Origin of the sequence: Mesorhizobium sp. M1403 (assembly GCF_040317695.1) — a bacterium.
Classification (GTDB): Bacteria; Pseudomonadota; Alphaproteobacteria; order Rhizobiales; family Rhizobiaceae; genus Mesorhizobium.
In genome coordinates, this window is record NZ_JAMYKY010000001.1 from 803,688 (window position 1) to 823,272 (window position 19,585).

23 protein-coding genes and 3 pseudogenes are annotated in these 19,585 nt (G+C 61.7%); 9 read left to right on the forward strand and 17 right to left on the reverse strand.

Annotated elements, in window-relative coordinates:
- Nucleotides 1-3: 3 nt before the first annotated feature.
- Nucleotides 4-1,518: a sensor histidine kinase gene (locus NKH01_RS04010; protein WP_353019076.1), complete on the reverse strand. Its 1,515-nt coding sequence runs from the start codon at nt 1,516-1,518 to the stop codon at nt 4-6.
- A gap of 75 nt (nt 1,519-1,593) precedes the next feature.
- Here NKH01_RS04010 and NKH01_RS04015 point away from each other — a divergent pair, with 75 nt between their 5' ends.
- From NKH01_RS04015 to NKH01_RS04030, 4 genes and pseudogenes are all read left to right on the forward strand, one after another.
- Nucleotides 1,594-2,217 carry a thermonuclease family protein gene (locus NKH01_RS04015; RefSeq protein WP_353019078.1) on the forward strand — a complete coding sequence of 208 codons (624 nt, stop codon included), beginning with the start codon at nt 1,594-1,596 and terminating at the stop codon, nt 2,215-2,217.
- Nucleotides 2,218-2,257: 40 nt separating this feature from the next.
- On the forward strand, nt 2,258-2,869 hold the full coding sequence (locus NKH01_RS04020; RefSeq protein WP_023717645.1) for a glutathione S-transferase: 612 nt from the start codon (nt 2,258-2,260) through the stop codon (nt 2,867-2,869).
- Nucleotides 2,809-3,500 (forward strand): annotated as a pseudogene (locus tag NKH01_RS04025) (uracil-DNA glycosylase family protein). The gene NKH01_RS04020 and the pseudogene NKH01_RS04025 overlap by 61 nt, the downstream one beginning before the upstream one ends.
- 203 nt (nt 3,501-3,703) lie before the next feature.
- Nucleotides 3,704-4,195: an Lrp/AsnC family transcriptional regulator gene (locus tag NKH01_RS04030; protein WP_006333679.1), complete on the forward strand. Its 492-nt coding sequence runs from the start codon at nt 3,704-3,706 to the stop codon at nt 4,193-4,195.
- An 11-nt stretch (nt 4,196-4,206) separates the two neighbouring features.
- Here NKH01_RS04030 and NKH01_RS04035 read toward each other — a convergent pair whose 3' ends face one another.
- The 11 genes and pseudogenes from NKH01_RS04035 to NKH01_RS04085 all read right to left on the reverse strand — a co-directional run bounded on the left by NKH01_RS04035 (nt 4,207) and on the right by NKH01_RS04085 (nt 12,280).
- A complete protein-coding gene (locus NKH01_RS04035) occupies nt 4,207-4,779 on the reverse strand; it encodes a DUF3299 domain-containing protein (protein ID WP_023717643.1) in 573 nt (190 codons plus the stop codon).
- A gap of 61 nt (nt 4,780-4,840) precedes the next feature.
- A complete protein-coding gene (locus tag NKH01_RS04040) occupies nt 4,841-5,422 on the reverse strand; it encodes a GNAT family N-acetyltransferase (RefSeq protein WP_352482601.1) in 582 nt (193 codons plus the stop codon).
- Nucleotides 5,382-6,086 (reverse strand): DNA alkylation repair protein, encoded by a 705-nt coding sequence (locus tag NKH01_RS04045; protein WP_023717641.1) that lies wholly within the window; start codon nt 6,084-6,086, stop codon nt 5,382-5,384. The genes NKH01_RS04040 and NKH01_RS04045 overlap by 41 nt, the downstream gene beginning before the upstream one ends.
- A gap of 9 nt (nt 6,087-6,095) precedes the next feature.
- Nucleotides 6,096-6,965 (reverse strand): annotated as a pseudogene (locus tag NKH01_RS04050) (NAD(P)-dependent oxidoreductase).
- 64 nt (nt 6,966-7,029) lie between these two features.
- On the reverse strand, nt 7,030-7,857 hold the full coding sequence (locus tag NKH01_RS04055) for an ABC transporter permease (RefSeq protein ID WP_023717639.1): 828 nt from the start codon (nt 7,855-7,857) through the stop codon (nt 7,030-7,032).
- Nucleotides 7,854-8,567, reverse strand: coding sequence for an ABC transporter permease (locus NKH01_RS04060; RefSeq protein ID WP_023675013.1), 714 nt, complete (start codon nt 8,565-8,567; stop codon nt 7,854-7,856). Before NKH01_RS04060 ends, NKH01_RS04055 begins: the two co-directional genes overlap by 4 nt.
- A gap of 118 nt (nt 8,568-8,685) precedes the next feature.
- On the reverse strand, nt 8,686-9,468 hold the full coding sequence (locus tag NKH01_RS04065; protein WP_353019081.1) for an ABC transporter substrate-binding protein: 783 nt from the start codon (nt 9,466-9,468) through the stop codon (nt 8,686-8,688).
- Between the two features lie 212 nt (nt 9,469-9,680).
- On the reverse strand, nt 9,681-10,190 hold the full coding sequence (gene mobB, locus NKH01_RS04070) for a molybdopterin-guanine dinucleotide biosynthesis protein B (RefSeq protein ID WP_023717636.1): 510 nt from the start codon (nt 10,188-10,190) through the stop codon (nt 9,681-9,683).
- Nucleotides 10,187-10,816 carry a molybdenum cofactor guanylyltransferase MobA gene (mobA, locus tag NKH01_RS04075; protein WP_352482600.1) on the reverse strand — a complete coding sequence of 210 codons (630 nt, stop codon included), beginning with the start codon at nt 10,814-10,816 and terminating at the stop codon, nt 10,187-10,189. The genes mobB and mobA overlap by 4 nt, the downstream gene beginning before the upstream one ends.
- A 65-nt stretch (nt 10,817-10,881) precedes the next feature.
- Nucleotides 10,882-11,802: a DMT family transporter gene (locus tag NKH01_RS04080; RefSeq protein ID WP_023717634.1), complete on the reverse strand. Its 921-nt coding sequence runs from the start codon at nt 11,800-11,802 to the stop codon at nt 10,882-10,884.
- A 121-nt stretch (nt 11,803-11,923) separates the two neighbouring features.
- A complete protein-coding gene (locus NKH01_RS04085) occupies nt 11,924-12,280 on the reverse strand; it encodes a hypothetical protein (protein WP_023717633.1) in 357 nt (118 codons plus the stop codon).
- A gap of 260 nt (nt 12,281-12,540) precedes the next feature.
- Between NKH01_RS04085 and NKH01_RS04090 the strand changes: the two genes are divergently transcribed.
- Nucleotides 12,541-13,203 (forward strand): DUF1579 family protein, encoded by a 663-nt coding sequence (locus NKH01_RS04090; protein WP_353019083.1) that lies wholly within the window; start codon nt 12,541-12,543, stop codon nt 13,201-13,203.
- 51 nt (nt 13,204-13,254) lie between these two features.
- On the opposite strand, the gene NKH01_RS04095 is transcribed toward NKH01_RS04090, so the two are convergent.
- Together NKH01_RS04095 and moaA are read right to left on the reverse strand one after the other, a co-directional pair.
- Nucleotides 13,255-13,728 carry a hypothetical protein gene (locus NKH01_RS04095; protein ID WP_023717630.1) on the reverse strand — a complete coding sequence of 158 codons (474 nt, stop codon included), beginning with the start codon at nt 13,726-13,728 and terminating at the stop codon, nt 13,255-13,257.
- Between the two features lie 58 nt (nt 13,729-13,786).
- A complete protein-coding gene (gene moaA / locus NKH01_RS04100; RefSeq protein WP_352482597.1) occupies nt 13,787-14,782 on the reverse strand; it encodes a GTP 3',8-cyclase MoaA in 996 nt (331 codons plus the stop codon).
- A gap of 198 nt (nt 14,783-14,980) precedes the next feature.
- Here moaA and NKH01_RS04105 point away from each other — a divergent pair, with 198 nt between their 5' ends.
- Nucleotides 14,981-15,334, forward strand: coding sequence for a gamma-butyrobetaine hydroxylase family protein (locus tag NKH01_RS04105; protein ID WP_023717628.1), 354 nt, complete (start codon nt 14,981-14,983; stop codon nt 15,332-15,334).
- 22 nt (nt 15,335-15,356) lie between these two features.
- On the opposite strand, the gene NKH01_RS04110 is transcribed toward NKH01_RS04105, so the two are convergent.
- Nucleotides 15,357-15,785, reverse strand: coding sequence for a nuclear transport factor 2 family protein (locus NKH01_RS04110; protein ID WP_352494640.1), 429 nt, complete (start codon nt 15,783-15,785; stop codon nt 15,357-15,359).
- Between the two features lie 148 nt (nt 15,786-15,933).
- Between NKH01_RS04110 and NKH01_RS04115 the strand changes: the two are divergent.
- A pseudogene (locus tag NKH01_RS04115) lies at nt 15,934-16,545 on the forward strand (pyridoxamine 5'-phosphate oxidase family protein).
- A 44-nt stretch (nt 16,546-16,589) separates the two neighbouring features.
- On the opposite strand, the gene NKH01_RS04120 reads toward NKH01_RS04115, so the two are convergent.
- Entirely contained in the window at nt 16,590-17,042 is a 453-nt protein-coding gene (locus NKH01_RS04120; protein ID WP_352466212.1) for a MarR family winged helix-turn-helix transcriptional regulator, read from the reverse strand.
- A 47-nt stretch (nt 17,043-17,089) separates the two neighbouring features.
- Here NKH01_RS04120 and NKH01_RS04125 point away from each other — a divergent pair, with 47 nt between their 5' ends.
- Complete coding sequence (locus NKH01_RS04125; protein ID WP_353019087.1) at nt 17,090-17,998, forward strand: alpha/beta hydrolase; 909 nt, start codon at nt 17,090-17,092, stop codon at nt 17,996-17,998.
- Nucleotides 17,999-18,033: 35 nt separating this feature from the next.
- Here NKH01_RS04125 and NKH01_RS04130 read toward each other — a convergent pair whose 3' ends face one another.
- Nucleotides 18,034-18,648 (reverse strand): TetR/AcrR family transcriptional regulator, encoded by a 615-nt coding sequence (locus NKH01_RS04130; protein ID WP_352640837.1) that lies wholly within the window; start codon nt 18,646-18,648, stop codon nt 18,034-18,036.
- A 98-nt stretch (nt 18,649-18,746) separates the two neighbouring features.
- Here NKH01_RS04130 and NKH01_RS04135 point away from each other — a divergent pair, with 98 nt between their 5' ends.
- Complete coding sequence (locus tag NKH01_RS04135) at nt 18,747-19,493, forward strand: 3-oxoacyl-ACP reductase family protein (protein WP_352640836.1); 747 nt, start codon at nt 18,747-18,749, stop codon at nt 19,491-19,493.
- Nucleotides 19,494-19,585 lie beyond the last annotated feature (92 nt).

Here is a 19,585-nt window from a genome sequence, read left to right on the forward strand (position 1 = left end):
CATTCAGCGCCGGCGCGAAGCAACCGCCTTGGTCGGCAGCGCCGGCAGTTCCTCCATCACCCGGCTCAGCGGGAAGATGGCGATCGCCTCGGTGCCTTCGCGTAGCCTGGAATGGAGCTGGAATTCGCCGCCATGCATGGCCAGCAGGCCCTGCACGATCGGCAGGCCAAGCCCGGTGCCCTGTTCGGCGCTCTTGATGGCGATCGAGCCCTGGCCGAAGGCCGAGAGTACGATCGGGATCTCGTCTTCCGGTATGCCCGGCCCATTGTCCTTGACGGAGAGATATTGCCCGCCGCCCGCCGTCCAGCCGACGCGCACGCGGATTTCGCCGCCGGTGGCGGTGAACTTGATGGCATTGGACAAGAGGTTGAGCGCAATCTGCCGCACCGCGCGTTCGTCGGCGAACAGGCGCGGCAAGGCGTTTTCGAAATCCTGGACGATGCGGATGTCCTTGTTGCGCGCCTTCAGCTCCATCATGTGGCAGCAATCCTCGACGACCGAGAGCAGCATCATCGGCTCCTCATTGAGCTGGTAGCGACCCGCTTCGATGCGCGACAAGTCGAGGATTTCGTTGATCAGGTCGAGCAGATGCTGTCCGGAGTCATGCACGTCACGGGCATAGTCGCGATAGGTCGGGTTGCTCATCGGGCCGAGCACCTCGTTGGCCATCACTTCGGAAAAGCCGAGAATGGCGTTGAGCGGTGTGCGCAGTTCGTGGCTCATCGAGGCCAGGAAACGTGATTTCGCCAGATTTGCGTCTTCCGCCCGCCGCCGTGCCTCGTCCGACATCGATTTCGCCGTCTCCAGTTCGGCGATCAGCGCATCCTTTTCGGAGCGGAACGACAGCAGCATCAGCGAGGAACGGTTGAGCTGGCGCGCCACATAGGCGAAGAAAGGTAGCGAGGCGATCAGCAAACCTGCCATGATCACCTCGACGGGCAGCCATAATTTTGCACTGGCATAGGCATAGATGGCGACCGGGAGGGCGAAGGTCGCCAACAGCGCACCGCGCAGGGACGATGCCAGGATCGCGGTTGCCGACATGGCGAGCAGCAGCACCACCGCCTTGGCGACCTGGAACTGATCGATTTGGCAAGTTTCGCAGCCGAGCCATGCGAACCAGGCCCAGCCAAGCCCGCAAAGAAAATGGCCGATCAGGAAATCCCTATGCGTTTCCAGCGGGTTGAGCTCGGACGCTTGCGTGACGCGTCTCGCCATGAACGCCACGATGGTGTAGCAGATGAATGTGAACAGCGCCCAGACGCCGATCTCCTTGCCGATGCCCGCGAACAAGCCTGCGGCGGCAGTTGCCAGAACGAGCAGCGGGATGACGACCACGCCGCCGGTCATCGACAGCGCGTGGAGCTTCAACAGCTCGCGGTCGAAGTCGGGATTTCCGGCTTGCTGCGAAAGACGGTCGCGCGTCTTGCGCACCGCGCGCGCGACATCGCTGTTGCGATGGCGTTTCCTGCGGTCCACAATAAACTTGTCCGCCGTGGTCGAGCGTTGCAGGGGCATGAAGTCTTCAATTTACGCGGGCAGCAATTTCAAATCGTTAAGCTACGTTCGAATGATTAACCAACGGTTTGCCATATGAGCCGTTCGTGGTCGCGATGGCCGCGCCAGCGATACTATGCGCCGCGTCCGCGAAGCCCGTGGCGCAGGCTGATGGACTATGGGCTGACGCTCATCGTGCTTGGGCTGCTGATGCTCCTGGCGGCGCGCCTCGACCGGGTGGAGACGCGCAAGACGGAGGGCGCGGCGATTGTCAATGACGGCAATAGCATCACCCTCGGCAGCGAGCGTGTCCGCATGCGTGGCATCGATGCGCCGGAATATTCGCAGATCTGTCGCAAGGACGGTGCCGACTATCCCTGCGGCAAGCTCGCGCGGCAGTCCCTGGTGCGGTTGATTGCCGGCAAAGCGGTTTCCTGCAGCGGCTGGCAGCGCGACCGCTACGGCAGGCTGCTCGGCGATTGCAAGGCTGGCGGCAAGGATCTCAACCGCGCTCAGGTCGAGGCCGGCTGGGCGGTCGCCTTTGGCGACTTCGAGACCGAGGAAGCCGCTGCGCGCGCAGGCAAGGCCGGCATCTGGGCCGGAACTTTCGACGAGCCGAAGAACTGGCGCGAGAGCCACGGGCACGAGCTGGTCGAAAGAAAACACGGGACCTTGGCGTCGATCGGCGACGCCCTGCGGGAGATTTTTCGCTTCTGGTGAGCTGCGCCTATAATTCGTCGTACGGACGAGGAGGATAGAGATGAAGCTGTTCGACGGCGGGCGCGCGCCCAATCCACGTCGGGTTCGGATTTTCCTGGCTGAAAAGGGAGTTGAAGTTCCGCTGGTGCCGGTCGACATGGGTGCGCTGGAGCACAAAGAGCAGCCGGTCAGCTCGCGCAATCCGCTGAAGCGTCTGCCGGTGCTCGAACTCGACGATGGCACCATCATCACCGAGTCCGTCGCAATCTGCCGTTACTTCGAGGAACTGCACCCCGAGCCGGCTTTGTTCGGGCGTGGTGCGCTGGGCAAGGCAATCGTCGAGATGTGGCAAAGGCGCGTGGAGTTCAATCTGTTCGGCTGCGTCTCCGCGGCGTTCCGGCATATCCATCCCGCAATGAGGGAATGGGAGATCCCGCAAATCCCCGAATGGGGCGAGGCCAACAAGCCGAAGGCGATCGAATTCCTGAGATTTCTGGACACTGAGCTCGCCGGCAGGGAATTCGTCGCCGGCGATACCTATTCGATCGCCGACATCACCGGGCTGGTCGCCATCGACTTCATGAAGCCGGCTCGCATCAAGGTACCCGAAGAGTGCACCAACGTGCTGCGCTGGTATCGGGCAATCTCAAGCCGGCCGAGTGCCGCCGCCTGACAATGAGTTCCGAATGAGCGAAGAGTTGGAAGCCTTGGCAGCGAGGGTACGCGCCTGCCGCATCTGCGTCGATAAGCCGGCCGGCAGGCCATTGCCGCACCAGCCGCGTCCGGTGCTCAGGCCATCTTCGAGCGCCCGCATCCTGATCGCCAGCCAGGCGCCGGGTACCAAGGTCCACGTGTCAGGCATGCCGTTCACCGACGCCTCCGGCGACCGGCTGCGAAGCTGGCTCGGCGTCGGCAGCGAGGAATTCTATGACACGGACAAGTTTGCCATTGTGCCGATGGGCTTTTGCTTTCCGGGTCAGGACGCCAAGGGCGCCGACCTGCCGCCGCGCCGCGAATGTGCGCCGGCCTGGCGCGTATCGCTGATGGCGCTGATGCCGCAAGTCGATCTGGTGCTGACGATCGGCATCTACGCGCAAAGCTGGCATATGGGCGCGGCGCGCCGTCCCTCGCTGACAGAAACGGTCTTGGACTGGCGCGCCATCTGGGCGGCACCGACTGACCCGAAAGTCCTGCCGCTGCCGCACCCGTCCTGGCGCAACACCGGCTGGCTGAAGCGCAATCCATGGTTTGAAATGGATTTGCTGCCATTTCTAAGATCGGAAATCCGCTATCGCATCGGCTAGGCATTCAGCAAGAAATCACTCGCTTTCGCGCTATCCGACAGAATTTCTTTCTTGTAAAAGGCCATGACAAGAGGGAATATGGTAATCTATTCCTCGAAGCGCGCAGCGCATGAGGGGACGCGCTTTAAATTCTTGTTTTTATGCATATCGTTGTGCCAAAGCCGCTGCGCACTTTGGATGACTTGCATCAGGGGGAGCACCCAATGGACCGCCTCGATAGAAAAATCCTCCGCCTCCTGCAGGAGGATGCGACGCTTGCGGTCGCCGACGTCGCCAAGAAGGTCGGCCTGTCGACGACGCCGTGCTGGCGGCGCATCCAGAAGCTCGAGGAAGAGGGCGTCATCAAGCGGCGCGTCGCCATCCTCGACCATGAAAAGGTCAATGTGCGGGTCACGGTGTTTGTGTCGATCCGCACCAATTCGCACAGCCATGAATGGCTGCGGCGCTTTTCGGAGGTCATCCAGGAATTTCCCGAAGTGGTCGAATTCTACCGCATGAGCGGCGATGTCGACTATCTCTTGCGCGTCGTGGTGCCCGACATCGCCGCCTACGACGCCTTCTACAAGCGGCTGATCGCCAAGATCGAGATCCGCGACGTGTCGTCTTCCTTCGCCATGGAGCAGATCAAATACACCACCGAGATGCCGCTGGATTACATGGTGCTCGACAAGGAGTCCGGCGCCAACGCCGCTTGAGATTCTTCTGCTTAGTTCTTCTTTTTGTTGAGGAAAGTCCAGGGCGAGTTGACCGGCAGCGTGATCGTGTCCGGCACGGTGTCGACGTTGACCACCTCGGCCTTGCGCACAGTGTAGCCCGACTGGATGACACTGACGCCGTCAAGGATGAAAAGCTGGCTCTTCTCCATGCCTGGCTCTAGTGCGCCAGTTATCGAAACCGGCTGGTAGGCCTCGGACATCCGGTAGGGTTGCGCAGGCGTAACGAGGACGATCTGGTTGGGCGGCGGCGTCGGCATATGGCTGCAGGCCCCTGTCCAGGGCACCAGCAGGAATTGATAGACGAGATCACCGTCGCGATCGACCGGCAGTGCGTAGCCCGCGAGCTGCACGGTCTGGTCCTGCAAATCGTGAGAGAGCGTTTCGCCATGATCCGGCATTTTGGCCGCGATCATTGGCAGTCCGACGCTTTCGGCGGCTGCCTGGGTCGCTGGGCGCAGATCCTTCCAGAAAATGTGCATGGTCCCAGCGGAAGCGCTTGCCGCGATGGCGGACGCCAACAAGGCAGTCGCCAAGACCGCGCCTGATTTAAAACGGTTGCTCATCGCTGCTCCGCTGTTGAGCCTTGATCTGCGGACATCAAGTAAAGCTGCCGCTGTCCACTGGTCAACGCTCAAGCCGCATCACATGCCGGCGCGAGCCGGCTATGCCAATCTCGCGAAAGCCACGGGCGACGAACATGCCGCGAAACCCCATGAAGCTGTAGCTCGGCGAAGCATCGTCGACCGGATAGGCTTCGATCATCCTGGCGCCTTTGGCAACGGCGTGATCGATGGCCGCGTCGAGCAATGCGCTTGCCAGCCCGCCACCGCGCAGCGCTCTCGGTACATAGAAGCAGACGATCGACCAGATGCCCATCTCGCTATCGTCCTGCTGCCGCGACAGCCTGCGGTAGGTCTCGCGCGGCGCGACCGAGCACCAGCCGACGGTCCGGCCATCGATCTGGGCGACAATGCCGACCGGCGTGCCAGCCTCGATCAGCGCCATCATCGCGCGTTTCTTCTCGTCGTTCTCGACATGCTCGCGGCGGTCGAGGTTGCGCCAGGCCATGCACCAGCAATATTTCGGCCCGCCGGGTTGCTCGAACAGGTTTTCGAAATCAGCGCGCGTCGATTGCGTCACCTCCGTGAAGCGCACTTTGCTCAGGTCAAGCTTTTCTGGCGGCGAGCCGTTCGAGCGTCTTGGCATCGGAAAGTTCCTTCACAGCGTCCTTGCCGATCCAGCGCGCAGTCCTGTCTGTCGAGGCCGCTAGTTTTTGCGCCAGGGCAAGGGCAGGGCCGTGCAAATTCATCGATCGTTTGCCGATCGAACGAAGCGCCCAGTTCACCGCCTTCTTCACAAAATTGCGGCCGTCGGTCGCATGCGCTTCGATGATCGACAGGAATTCGAGGAAGGTCGCCTCGGGTTCCTTCTTCCGGTGGACCACCGACCAAGCCATCATCGCAAACGCCGTGCGCCGAACGAATTCCCGTTCGTCGACCGCGAATTCGGCGATCAGTTCCCTCCAGCAATCCGTATCGACAAAGAGATCGGAGACCCCGTCGACGATATCCCACGAGTCGAAAGTCGCCGCCCATCGTCTTGCATCCGCGGCGGAGAACCGCTCTGGATCGGCGGTCACGGAGGCGATGAACTGCGCCTCCATGATGCCTGTCTGCCAAAGCTCGAAGGCACGGTCATGGTTGCGCTTGATCTTCTTGGCAATCTGCCGCTGCACGCCATGCGAGATACCGAGCGCACGTTCGATCTTGATGCCGTAGCGCAGCATGCCAAGTCGATTTTCCTCCGAGGCGATCGAGCGCAGATGAGCGACGATTTCGTCGGCGCTGGATTGAGGCGAAAGCTCGGCCACGGTGAAATCCTATTTCTCCAGCCGCGCCAGCAGCGAGGACGTGTCCCAGCGCTTGCCGCCCATCGCCTGCACGTCCTTGTAAAACTGGTCGACAAGTGCCGTCACCGGCAGTTTGGCGCCGTTGCGGTCGGCCTCGGCGAGGCAGATGCCAAGATCCTTGCGCATCCAGTCGACGGCGAAGCCGAAATCATATTTGCCGGCATTCATCGTCTTGTGGCGGTTCTCCATCTGTCAGGAACCGGCCGCGCCCTTGGAAATCACCTCGATCACCTTTTCGATGTCCAGCCCGGCCTGCTTGCCGAAATGGATACCTTCGGCCAGTCCCTGAACGAGGCCGGCGATGCAGATCTGGTTGATCATCTTGGTGAGCTGGCCAGCCCCTGCCGGTCCCATCAACCCGACCATGCGGGCATAAGCATCTATGACCGGCTTGGCCCTGTCGAAGGCGTCTGGCTCGCCGCCGACCATCACGGTCAGCACGCCGTTCTCAGCGCCTGCCTGACCGCCGGAGACCGGAGCGTCGAGGGACGAAAACCCGAGCGCTTGCGCCTGCTGCGCCAGTTCGCGCGCGACCTCGGCCGATGCCGTGGTGTTGTCGACGAAGATGGCGCCCTTCTTCACTGAATTGAAGGCGCCTCCGGCGCCGGTCGTCACCGAGCGCAGATCGTCGTCATTGCCGACGCAGGAAAAAACGAAGTCCTTGCCCTCGGCCGCCTCTGCCGGCGTCACGGCGAAGCTGCCGCCATGCTGGGCAACCCACTGCTCGGCCTTGGCCCTGGTGCGGTTGTAGACAGTGACGTCGTGACCGCCCTTGTTCTTGAGATGCCCGGCCATCGGATAACCCATGACGCCAAGACCGAGAAATGCCACCGAAGCCATGTTTTCGAATCCCTTAGAAACCTGCTTTGCGGCCTTCTTATCGGATCAGGCAAGGGGATGGGAGTCAGCGGTGCAGATGGATGGTGATACGCCGTTCGATCCACTCGACGCCGTGGCGCAATGTTTCGACGATGACCAGATAGATGATCGCCGCCCAGATATACGACTGAAAGTCGAAGGTGCGCGCATAAGTGAGCCGGGTGATGCCCATCAAATCGTAGACCGTGATGATGGCGACGATTGCCGAGCCCTTGATCATCAGGATGATCTCGTTGCCATAAGGGCGCAGCGCCACAATCAGCGCCTGCGGCAGGATGATTTTCCACATCGTCTGCAGTTTGTGCAGGCCGAGCGAGGCGGCACCTTCCCATTGGCCCCTTGGCACGCTCTCGATCGCGCCACGCAAAATCTCGGCCTGGTAGGCGGCCGTATTCAGCGAAAAGGCGAAGATCGCGCAGTTGAACGCTTCGCGGAAGAAGCCCCACAGGCCGACCATCTCGAGCTCCGGTCGGAAGGAGCCGACCCCGTAGTAGACCAGGAAGGTCTGCGCCAACAGCGGCGTGCCGCGAAAGAAATAGACATAGGCATAGGCGAACCCCGAAAGGATCGGATTGTTCGACATACGTGCATAGGCGATCGGCACCGACAGGATCGCACCAAGCACAATCGAGATGGCAACCAGCAGCAGGGTGATGCCAAGGCCGGATATGTAGCCGGGTGCATATTTCTGGAAGAACTCCGGGTTCCACGCAGTGACCAGGTAGACGACCACGCCAATGCCGAGAGCGATCCACAGGCCGACCAGGACATGGCCGAGGATGCGTTGGCGCGACCAGCCGCGTGCGGGCGGCGGCGGCCGGTCAACCTTCAGCGTGTCGGTGGCCAGGCTCATCTCTTGACCTCGCTGCCGCCAACCGCTCGTTCGATCGCATTGATGCCGAAGGAGGAGACGATCGCTAGCAGGAGATAGATCAGGCCGGCAAAACCGTAAAACAGGAAGGCGTGCTTGGTGACGCGAGCGGCAACCCCGCTCTGCCGGAGGATCTCGTTGAGGCCGACGGCCGAGACGAGCGCGGTGTCCTTGAGCAGGATCAGCCAAAGATTGGCAAGTCCGGGCAATGCGATGCGGATTAACTGCGGCAGTACGATCAGCCGCATCGTCTGGCCGCTGGACAGGCCAACCGAATAGCCTCCCTCATATTGCCCTTTTGGAATCGCGCGGAAGGCGGATAAAAACACCTCGCTGGAATAAGAGGAGAAGATGAAGCACAGCGCGATCATCCCGGCGACGAAGCTGTTGACGTCGGCCGATGTCCCGGGGCTCACCAGCCGGACAATGTATTGCAGGATTAATGGGATGCCGAAGAAGATCAGAAACAGCGTGAGCAGTTCGGGTATTCCGCGAAAGATCGTGGTGTAGATGTTCCCGGCCAGTCTCAGCGACGGCTCTTCCGACTGTTTGGCCAGCGCCACGAAAAAGCCGAGCGTCAGCCCGAAGGGCAGCGTGGCCAGCGCAAGACATACTGTGACAAACACACCCGCGGCGATGTCGTCGAGCCAGCCTTCGGGTCCCCAACTGAGAAGCGTCAGTGCGCTCTGCATCCGCCTGCCTGTTCTCCTTAAGGCTCGTTGAGACCCGTACCGCATCACCCCTCGTGCGCGGCATCCTTATAAGAACGGCGGGAATCTCCCGCCGTTCACGTTGTCCTATGTCGGTCGATCAGGACTCGCCGCCGTAAACGTCATATTTGAAGTATTTGTCGTTGATTTCCTTGTACTTTCCGTTTGCGCGGATCGCGTCGATCGCCGCATTGAACTGGTCGACCAGGTCGGTCTCGCCTTTGCGCACGGCAATGCCGGCGCCCGGACCGTGGATTTCGATGACGGGCTTGATTGTGCCGACCAGCTTGCAGCAGGCGCCGTCCGGCGAATCCAGCCATTGCTGCAGCACGACGATGTCGTCATTGGCGGCATCGAGCCGGCCATTGGCCAGATCGAGCTGGTATTCCTGCGCGGTCGGATACGGCTTGACGGTGCTGTCGGTGTAAGTCTTGGTCGAATAGTTGAAATGCGTGGTGGATGCCTGCACGCCGATCGTCTTGCCGGCCAAATCTTCCTTGGTGACACCCTTGATATCAGTGTCCTTAGGCGCGGCGATTGCCGGCGGCGTATTGTAATATTTGTGGGTGAAGTCGACCTTCTCGGCGCGTTCCGGGGTGATCGACATAGACGCGACAATGGCGTCGAACTTGCCTGCCTGAAGGGCTGGAATGATGCCGTCCCAGTCCTGCGCGACAAAAGTGCACTTCACCTTCATCTCGTCGCACAGTGCCTTGGCGATATCGATATCGAAGCCCACGAGCTGGCCGTCGGCGGTGAGGTTGTTGAATGGCGGATACGCTCCTTCGGTGCCGATCCTCAAGGTTTTTTCCTGGGCCTGGGCAACGCCAAGCGTCAGCAGCGCAGCCGATGCGGCGAGCGCGATACGCAGTGCAATACGCATAATGGTCCTCTCTGTTGGTCCCGGCCGTCGTTCCCGAAGGGCTCTGTGGGCGGTGCTTTTGACCGCCCGCTGGCGCGATACTCCCATTCTTTCCCAAGAAAAAGCAACTGCAAAACCGCCGCTTGAGGGAAGGTCATGTTCAGAAAACGGTGACGCTGGGTCAAACGCCTAAATGGAGAGAAAGTGGCGGGAAGCTCCCCGCGGCCGCAATCTCAGCGCGTCAGGCCGGTGGCGCGTTCGATGAAGTCGGCTATCGAATTCGTGTCGTCGAGATCGAAGACCGGCAAGTCTTCGCCGACAATGGGAAAGTCGGAGGCGACGGCGATAATGTGTGGATCGCCTGCCGAGAGCGGTGTCCGGTCCTTGGCCTCGAGCCGTCGCGTCTCGATTTTCTTGTGCGCCTCGCGCTTGTAGCCCTCGACCAGCACGATGTCGGAGGGTGCCAGCCGTGACAGGATCGCCTCCAGCGTCGGCTCGTCCTCGCCACGCAATTCGTGCATCAGCGCCCAGCGCCTGCCCGACACGATCGCCACCTCCATCGCTCCCGCCTGGCGGTGGCGAAAGCTATCCGCTCCAGGTTTGTCGATGTCGAAATCATGATGGGCGTGTTTTACAGTCGACACTTTCCAGCTGCGCCGGACGAGTTCGGCTACCAGCTTTTCGGTCAATGTCGTCTTGCCGGAGTTCTTCCAGCCAGTGATGCCGAAGATACGTCTGTTCATGGCTCGATGCTCTGCAACAGATGCGCGGCCCGGGCAAGGTCGTCGGGAGTGTTGATGTTGAAGAAGGGATCGATCTCGGCCCCTCTGGATTTCAGGATGGGAAAATCCACCTCGACAAAACCGTGCCGGTCGATGAACGCCGAAACGCGCCGGTTGTCTTCCTCGACGAGAAATTGGCGCAAGGCCTGGTCGAGCCCCAGCGGCCAGAGCGCAAACGTCGGATGCCGTTTGCCGCCGGAACAGGCAACGGCGATCGAGCCCGGGCGTGCATAGGCTGCCGCGAGCAGCCGCTCGACCATATCCTTGGGCAGGAAAGGCGTATCGCCTGCAGCCGTGACCAGCGCCTGGCAAGTGGTGTCGGAAGCCCATTCGAGGCCGGTCAGGATCCCGGCAAGCGGCCCGGCATAACCCTTGACGGTGTCGGCAAGCACGGGAAGCCCCGTCGCGGCAAACCGTGCCGGATCGCCATTGGCGTTGAGCGCCAGCGGGCCGACCTGCGGGCCAAGGCGCGAAACGACACGGTCGAGCAGGGTCCCATCGCCAAGCGCAAGCAGCGTCTTGTCGCCGCCGCCCATCCGGCTCGACCGGCCGCCGGCCAGAATGATCCCTGCGATATCTCGGCCCATCGTTTGCTGCTAGACCCTATGACCAAAATCAAGTTTTCAAATCAGACGGTCGTCAACGGTCGCGCCTATATGCCGTCCGGCGCCATGTCCGGTCCAGCGCTTTCGGCAGCTGTCTTTCGCCGGCCGACGATCCGTTCGCGGTAGAGCGCATAGAGGCCTGAGGCGATGATGATCGTGGCACCGACGATCATCGGCAGATCGGGGACATCGCCGAAGATCGTGAAGCCAAGCAGGATCGACCAGAGCAGGGCGGTGTAGCGGAACGGCGCGATGAAGGAGATATCGCCCACCCGCATCGCCATGATGATGAACTGGTAGCCAATGAGCACGAGCACCGCCGCCAGCGCCAGGAATGCCGTGCTTTTTCCCGTCATCGGCGTCCAACCGCCCATCGGCGAAAGCAATGCTGCGCCCAGAACGGTCATGGCAAGAGCGGTGGCGGTCGACACCAGCAATGTCGGAATTGCCTGCGGAATCCGCTTGGTGGCGAGGTCGCGCACCGCGCAGCATGCCACGCTAGCCAGTGCCAGCAGAGAAAACATGCTGAACCCTTCGAAGCCCGGCCGCACAATGATCAGCACGCCGGCAAAACCGACGGCAATGGCCAGCCAGCGCCGCCAGCCGACGCCCTCGTTGAACACAAGCGCGGCGCCCATCGTCACAGCCAGCGGCAGCGCCTGCAGCACGGCGGACACATTGGCGATCGGAAGATGTGCCAGAGCAACCAGGAACGACACCGTGGCGCCGGCCTCGCTGGCGACGCGCAGCGCAACTGTCGGCTGCAGCATCGAGCCAGGCCGGGCAAGCGCGCCGCGTTGCCACGCAAGCAGGGCAACGAAAAGCGAAGCGAAGGCGCCGCGGATCAGCATGACCTGCGCCATGTTCATCGATTCCGACGAGAATTTGGTGATTGCATCGTTGAGGGTGAAACCAATCATGGCCACCATCATGAACAACGCGCCGCGCAGATTTGGCGAAAGAGGCAAGGCGATTACCGGGTGAGTCCTGCAGCAAGCGTCTAGCAGGCACCCGCAAAACAGCAACGTCAAAGGGCTGGGCCACAGCCTTTCTGTGGCCCGTGACATCTACCTCGCAAGAGCGGCAGGCTTATTTGCGCGTCAGCACCTCGGTGCCGTTGCCTTCCTTGCCGGCAATCGTCCACAGGCCATGCAGCGAGCCGTCTTCCTGCACCTTGTAGACGACAAGGCCAACCGCCTTGCCCATGACATAGCCGGCGGAGAAGGCATCGTCGTTGCGCATGCAGATGCCGTCCGAGGACGAGCCGCCTGTCTCCCAATGGATCGTGCAGGTAGTCTCGCTGGTCAGCGTGATCGTCGCGTCGCCACCATAGGACGATCCATCGAAGTTGGTGCCGGCCACGGCATAGGTGCCGCCGATCGACTGGGCCGCCGCGGGCAGGGCCGCGAAGCTGAGCAATGCAACAGAAAGAATGAGTTTGTGCATATCGTATTCCCCCACTGGGCGAAGAACCGCTCCAGAGCAGAGGCTAGGCCCGAACGGGCTTGCGGTAAATCCGGTAACCGTTTGCGGACAAGACCTTTTCTGGGTGTGATCCCGAAATGTGCCGTTCCAAAGGATGGGTTCGGAGGGCAAATCGATCACACTGCGGCTCGAGGAAAATTTTTCGACGAGATCAAATTTGCTCGGCAAGATTCACCAAATTGGTCATTGTAGGCTTCTGATCTTGTCTGGGGAGGTGGTCCATGATGAATGCACGAGGCAATGCGGACATGCTTGGCACAGGCAGCAGGCGGCACGTTTCGTCGGCTTCCCGGTTCTCTTCTGCACTGGCGGTTATCCTCATGGCGATGGCGCCTGCCTTCGCCGAGAACGGCGCTTCGGCGTCGGCAGTCGAACGGATGTCCACGCCGGGTCACGAAGCGGATGAACTCGCTCGCCGCGTCGGGAAATGGTCCGTCGTCAACACGATCTGGCCAACGCCCGGCGCCCAGCCGATTGTGATGACCGGGCTGGTGGCCGAGCGTACGATGATCGGCCCCTTCATGCAGGAGGTGATGCGACCGGCGCCCGGGTCGAAAATCCCAGACTTCCAGCGGATAGCCTATTTGAGCTATGACCGGGTGGAGGGCCGCTGGAAGTATGTCTCGATGGATACCCGTTTCCCGGCAGGGATCATGCCCGCCTGGAGTTTTGGTGGCGAGGAGGACGGCAAGATTTCGCTGCTTTTCGAGCCGCTTGGTTTCGTCGGCTTCGGGCCCGAGGTCGAAGGGCGATTCACTGCCTCCGATTTCGTCATTTCCAGGGACGGCGACAATCACGAAGTGGCCGAGCAGCGTTTCCTCCAGGCCAATGGCAGCGGCAAGAAATGGCTTGCCGTACGATACGACTACACGCGTCAACCGTGACTCGTTAGCAAAAACAACGGGTTGCGAATATGTTCCGAGGTCGCCGGATGCTCACGGTCCCCTGAGGCTGCCGGCGATCGCTCCGATAAGCGGGTCGTATTTCGATTTCAAGGCTGGCGGATAGTCGATCCAGACCGTACGGATGACACCGTCTTTTCCGAACAGGCGGCGTTCGTAGAAGATGTTCTCGCCTTTGATGCCCGACAGCACCGCCCAGTCCTTGCCGGTCTTGCTGTAGGTAATCTTGTAGCCAGGTTCCTTGCTGCCCCTCTGGGCGGAGACGAAGGCTGTCGGAGTTTCATCATCGATATTGAGGATGCCTGAACAGATCAGGCTGGCGCCATCAGCGGTGAGCCATTGTTGTCCATCGCCATTGTCCGGCTCAGGCTGGCGAAGAGTGAAGATCTCATCCGGAAAGGTGCAGACGGTACCGAAGCGCTCGTTCGTATAGGTGAGTGGCGCGGCAACTGCCATGGTCCCCGCCATCACTCCGAAAAACGTCGGGATTGCAAAAAGCCGCTGCATGAGCCTTGCCTCGAAGCCGATGCCAAGGCGATTATTCTTGCACGAAATCGGTGAAAAATCAGCCGCCGGTGACGCTCATATGCCGCGACACCGATGGGCGGTTGGTGCGGCGATCAATGATGAAGTCGTGGCCTTTCGGCTTGCGGCCGATTGCTTCGTCGATGGCGTCGGCGACCAGCTCGTTGCCTTCGGACGCACGCAGTGGTGCGCGCAGGTCGGCTGCATCTTCCTGGCCGAGGCACATGTAAAGCGTGCCGGTGCAGGTCAGCCGGACCCGGTTGCAGCTTTCGCAGAAATTATGCGTCATCGGCGTGATGAAGCCGAGCCGCCCGCCGGTCTCGGCGACGTGGACATAGCGGGCCGGGCCACCGGTCTTATAGGGAATATCGCTCAGCGTGAACTGGCGCTCGAGTGCTGCGCGCAGCAGCGACAGCGGCAAATACTGGTCGGTGCGGTCGGCGTCGATCTCGCCCATCGGCATTGTTTCGATGACCGTCAGATCCATGCCGCGGCCATGCGCCCAGCGCAGCATTTCCGGCAATTCGGCATCATTGAAGTCCTTCAAGGCCACCGCATTGAGTTTTACCTTCAGCCCCGCCGCCTGCGCCGCGTCGATGCCGTCCATGACCTTATCCAGATTGCCCCAGCGGGTGATCTGGCGGAATTTGTCGGCATCGAGGGTGTCGAGCGAGACGTTGATGCGTTTGACGCCGCAGTCGGCGAGCTCGGCGGCAAAGCGTGAAAGCTGCGATCCGTTGGTGGTCAGCGTCAGCTCTTCCAGCGCACCGCTCTCGAGATGCCGCGAAAGCTGGCGCACCAGATGCATGATGTTCTTGCGCACCAGCGGCTCACCGCCGGTGAGGCGGAGCTTGCGCACGCCCTTTTCGATGAAGACCGTGCAAAGCCGGTCGAGCTCTTCCAGCGACAGCAGGTCCTTCTTGGGCAGGAACGTCATGTCCTCGGCCATGCAATAGGTGCAGCGGAAATCGCAGCGGTCGGTGACCGACACGCGCAGGTAGGTGATCGTGCGACCGAAAGGATCGATCATATCCATGCTTATGCGCTTCCCGTGGCCGTGAACGGCTTCGTTATATATGGCTATGTGATGCGAGCCAACTTGCCATTCAAGATAGAAGCTCGCGATCTGCGGTAACATCCCGACGCCGACAGATCATGTCGGAAGTTCTGAAACGGCCTTTTCCCTCAACGCGAAGCGGCGTAGGGAAGGCTGTCTTCCGCAGGATCCACCAGCATGACAGCGCCAAAGGAACTCAGGGTCTCGAAGGACCGCAAGCTGCTTTCCGTCACCTTTCCGGGCCATCAGCCGTTCGAATTGCCAGCCGAGCTGCTGCGTGTTGCCTCGCCGTCGGCCGAGGTGCAGGGCCATTCGCCCGAACAGCGCGTCACCGTTCCCGGCAAGCGCAATGTAGCGATCCTTAAGATCGAGCCGGTCGGCAACTATGCCGTGCGCATCACCTTCGACGATTTCCACGACACCGGCATCTTCACCTGGAATTACCTGCATACGCTGGGTCATGAGAAGGATGCACGCTGGGCCGCCTATCTCGCCGAGCTGGAAGAGAAGGGGCTGAGCCGCGACCGCTGACTGATTTCGCGGGACGCTCCGGTCAACGCAGCATCGCCAGTATCTCGCTGGTGTCGTGATAAAACGGCGTGCCTTCGATCAGCCGGTCATCCTTGAAGCGCAAGACTTCGGCAAACGGCTGCTTGATGGTTGCACCATTGGCCCGCGATGTCAGCGAAAGCGTGCAGCTCATGAACACCATGTCATCGTTTTGGGCGACCTGGAGGTCCTCCACCGCCACGTCGCTCCAGATTTCCCGCATCTTGCGGAAAAGGGCGCCAACGCCGTCGAGGCCGTTCCAGTCACCGGCATAGGGCAGGGAGCGAGGCTCATGCACGACAATCTCGACATGAAATGCGCTGGCAAGCATATCGAGGCTCTCCGAGCCTGATTGCAGGAAACGCATTTCAACATTGAACATGTTTTCAATAAGTTCCATGGCGGTGCGTCGCCGGCCGAGCGGTTTCTCCATTTTTGACCTCCGTTTCTGTCAGCACGAAAGCGGTTTGCGCTTGTTCGCGGTCCCTCGACACCCGTTTCCTGATGACGGACAAACGGGCATCGTGTCGTGAAAATGTCATGCGTCTGGAGTAGCGCCGGCAAAGGTTGGAGACGAAAACATGTCCATGATCACCAGCGTCGAACAGCTCGAAGCGCTCTATGGCCTGCCCGGCGAGGCGTCGGTGGTCAAGGAACTCGACCAGCTGATTCCTGAATACGCTGCTTTCATCGAAGCTTCGCCGTTTGCTGCGCTCGCAACCTGCGGGCCTGAAGGGCTGGACTGCTCGCCGCGCGGCGATCTCGCCGGCTTCGTCCGCATCCACGATCCGAAAACGCTGATGATGCCGGACCGGCGCGGTAACAACCGTGCCGATTCGCTAAGGAACATCCTTCGCGATCCGCGCGTCGCGCTTCTGTTCCTGGTGCCGGGTTCCGGCACGACGCTGCGCGTCAATGGACGCGCCCACATCACCACCGATCCCGCGCTCTGCGCCTCGTTCGCAGTCGAGGGCAAGCCGGCGCGCTCGGTGACGGTCGTCGAGGTCGATGCGGTCTATTTCCAGTGCGCCCGCGCCATCCACCGGTCGGATCTGTGGAATCCGGCAAGGCATGTCGACCCAAGATCGCTGCCGACCCCCGGACAGATCCTGGAGATCACCAGCCGCTAGAACATCGACGGCGAGGTCTACGACAGGGAATGGCCGGAGCGCGCGAAAAAATCCATGTGGTGAAGAAATTTGGTGGTGAGGGAATTTGGTGGTGAGGCACTGGGCCGTCAGGCGGTCTTCAACACCTCGGCAACCTTGCGCATCTGTTCGCCGATCATGTCGCATTGTTCCGGCGTCGACTGGCTCATCGCCTTTTCGATCAGCGTCATGTGGACCTTCAGCGCCTGCATAAGCAGTGCCTCGCCTGCCTCAGTCAACGTCAGCCGCAGCACGCGCTTGTCCTTCTCGTCGCCCTCGCGGCGCAGTAGGCCGCGGGTCTCCAACTGCGGCAAAAGCATGGTGATGTTGGAGCGGCCGACCAGCAGGCGGCGAGCGAGGTCGTGCTGCGACATGCCGGGATGGCGGTAGAGGTTCATCAGCACGTCCAGCTGCGCCGGCTTCAGGTCGAGCGGCGCCAGCTTCACCGCCAAGGTGCGTTCCACCACGTGGCAGGCGCGCGCCACCGCAACCCAGTTGCGAAAACGCGGGTTGTCCCAGGGCAGGTCTTGCTTAATGTTCATGTTTGAACTATTATGTTCATGCTTGAACCAATGGATGGATCGCCACTATGGCATCATTTGGACTGAAGGTCATCCGCGGCACGTTCGGCGTGGCCGAGCATGTGGCGCCGCGACTCACCGGGCGCGCTGCATTCGAGCTGTTCTGCCGCACGCCGCACGAAAAGAGCTTGAGCCATGGTGAGCGCCGCGCAATCGATCGCGCCGCCGATTTCATGACCGAAGCACGCCATCACTGGCTGAAGACCAGAACCGGCTGCGTCATGGTGCATGAATTCCGGCCCGAGCCGGGCAGGGCGGCTGCCGGCACCGTGCTCATCATCCATGGTTGGCGTTCGCGCACCGAGTACATGCGCACATTGATCGAAGCCTATCGCGATGCCGGCTACAAGGTGGTCTCGCTCGATTTGCCGGGCCACGGCCAGTCGCAGGGCCGCCGGCTGACCCTAGTCAGTGCGGTCGATGCAGCACGGGTTGCCGGCGAATGGTTCGGCCCATTTGCCGCCATCGCCGGCCATTCCTTTGGTGGTGCCGTCGCCGCCAATGCCGTCGCCGGTTCAATCAGAAATATCCCGCCGTTGACGGCCGGGCGGCTGGTGCTAATCGCTGCGCCGAGCTCGCTTCCTGCGATCTTTGCCGATTTCAGCCGCATGCTGAATGTCGGCTCGCGCTCGCAGGTCGCCATGGCCGACCGGGTCGAGCGCATCGCCGGCCGGCCGCTGCACGAATTCACCGGTGACCGCCAACTGGCAAGCGCGCCGCTGCCGACGCTGGTGATCCACGCGCCGGACGACCCCGAAGTGTCCGCCGATCATGCAAGGCTCTACGCGCGTGCCGGCGACCATGTGCGGCTGTACTGGGCCGACGGGCTCGGCCACCGCCGCATTCTCGCGGACAAGGGTGTGGTGGAGCGCGCCGTTGGCTTCGTTGCCGGCAGGCTGGAGCCGTCTCTGCAGTGACCTGAATGTCTGTTCTTGTCTGCCGGGTTCGACCGTCACGCCGCCCCGGTGCTGGCCATCGCTATCCAAGCCGCCATTGCCCCGGCCACCGTCTCCAGAAGAGCCGAGCGCGACGCGCCGTCGCGCGCCTGGATCGACATGCCGTGCTGTACGGTCGCATAGAAGGTCGCGGCCGTACCGCAGTCGAAATCGGCCGGCAACTCCCCCTCGGCCACGCCACGCTCGAGGCGTCTCAGCAAGGCTTCGCGGTTTTCGGCACGGCGACGGCGCAGATCATCGCAGATGGCGCCGCGGCTCGAGTCCTGGTGCAATGCGCCGAGCGCGATAAGGCAGCCTTGCGGACGGCCGGTCTGCGAATAGGCCCTGGCCGTCTGGCGCAGGAATCGCTCGACCGCCTGGCGTGCGGTCGGCGCCTTTTCCAGCGCAGACCAGATCTCGGTGCCTTCCACCTGCGTGTAAAGCTCGGTCGCCTCGAGAAACAGCGCTTCCTTGCTGCCGAAGGCTGCGTAGAGGCTGGGTGAGTTGATGCCCATTGCAGCCGTCAGGTCGCTTATCGACGCGCCCGCATAACCCTTGGCCCAAAACACCTCCATTGCCCGCCGCAAGGCGGCGGTTCGATCGAAGGTGCGGGGGCGGCCTCGTTCCGGCATGGTGCGCTTTCTGTGTTGATCGATACATAATTCAGTTGACGCGGTTCAGCAAGGCTGGCAGATACTTATGTATCAATCACTACAAAATGGAGAAGCAAATGTCATCCAGGAGCTTGCACGGCAAGGCCGCCCTCGTCACCGGCGGCAGCCGCGGCATCGGTGCGGCGATCGCACGAAGGCTCGCGGCCGACGGCGCGGGCGTGGCGATCACCTATGTGAATGGCGAGGAACGGGCGCGTTCGGTGGTCGGGGCAATCGAGGCGGCCGGCGGTCGGGCCTTCGCCATCAAGGCCGACAATCGCGATGCTGCCGCGATCGAGGCGGCAGTCGATGAGGCGGTAAAAGCCTTCGGACGGCTCGACATCCTCGTCAACAGTGCCGGCATCTGGCGCGCTGCGCCGATCCATGCCCTGTCGCTTGCCGACTTCGATGAGACAATGGAGGTCAACCTCAGAGCCCCGTTCGTCGCCGCCAAGGCGGCAGCAGCGCATATGGGCGAGGGTGGCCGGATCATCTCGATCGGCAGCAACCTGGCCGAGCGTGCCACCGATGCCGGCCTGAGCGCCTATTCGGCCAGCAAGGCTGCCTTGGTTGGCCTGACCAAGGCCTTTGCACGCGATCTCGGTCCGCGCGGCATCACCGCCAATGTCGTCCATCCGGGGTCGACGGATACCGACATGAATCCAGCAGGCGGCCCGCACGCCGAGCATCAGCGCCAGAAGATGGCGACGCCTCGCTTCGGCACGGCCGACGAGATCGCCGGCATGGTCGCCTGGCTTGCCGGCCCCGAAGGGCGCTTCGTGACAGGCGCGGCATTGACCATCGACGGCGGCGCCAACGCTTGAGGCTTGGCTCGCGGGCACTACCATTGGTCGGGGGCGAAGGCGGATTGGCTTGACCCGTCACGATGTTGTGAAACCGTTCTGCAACAGACGTT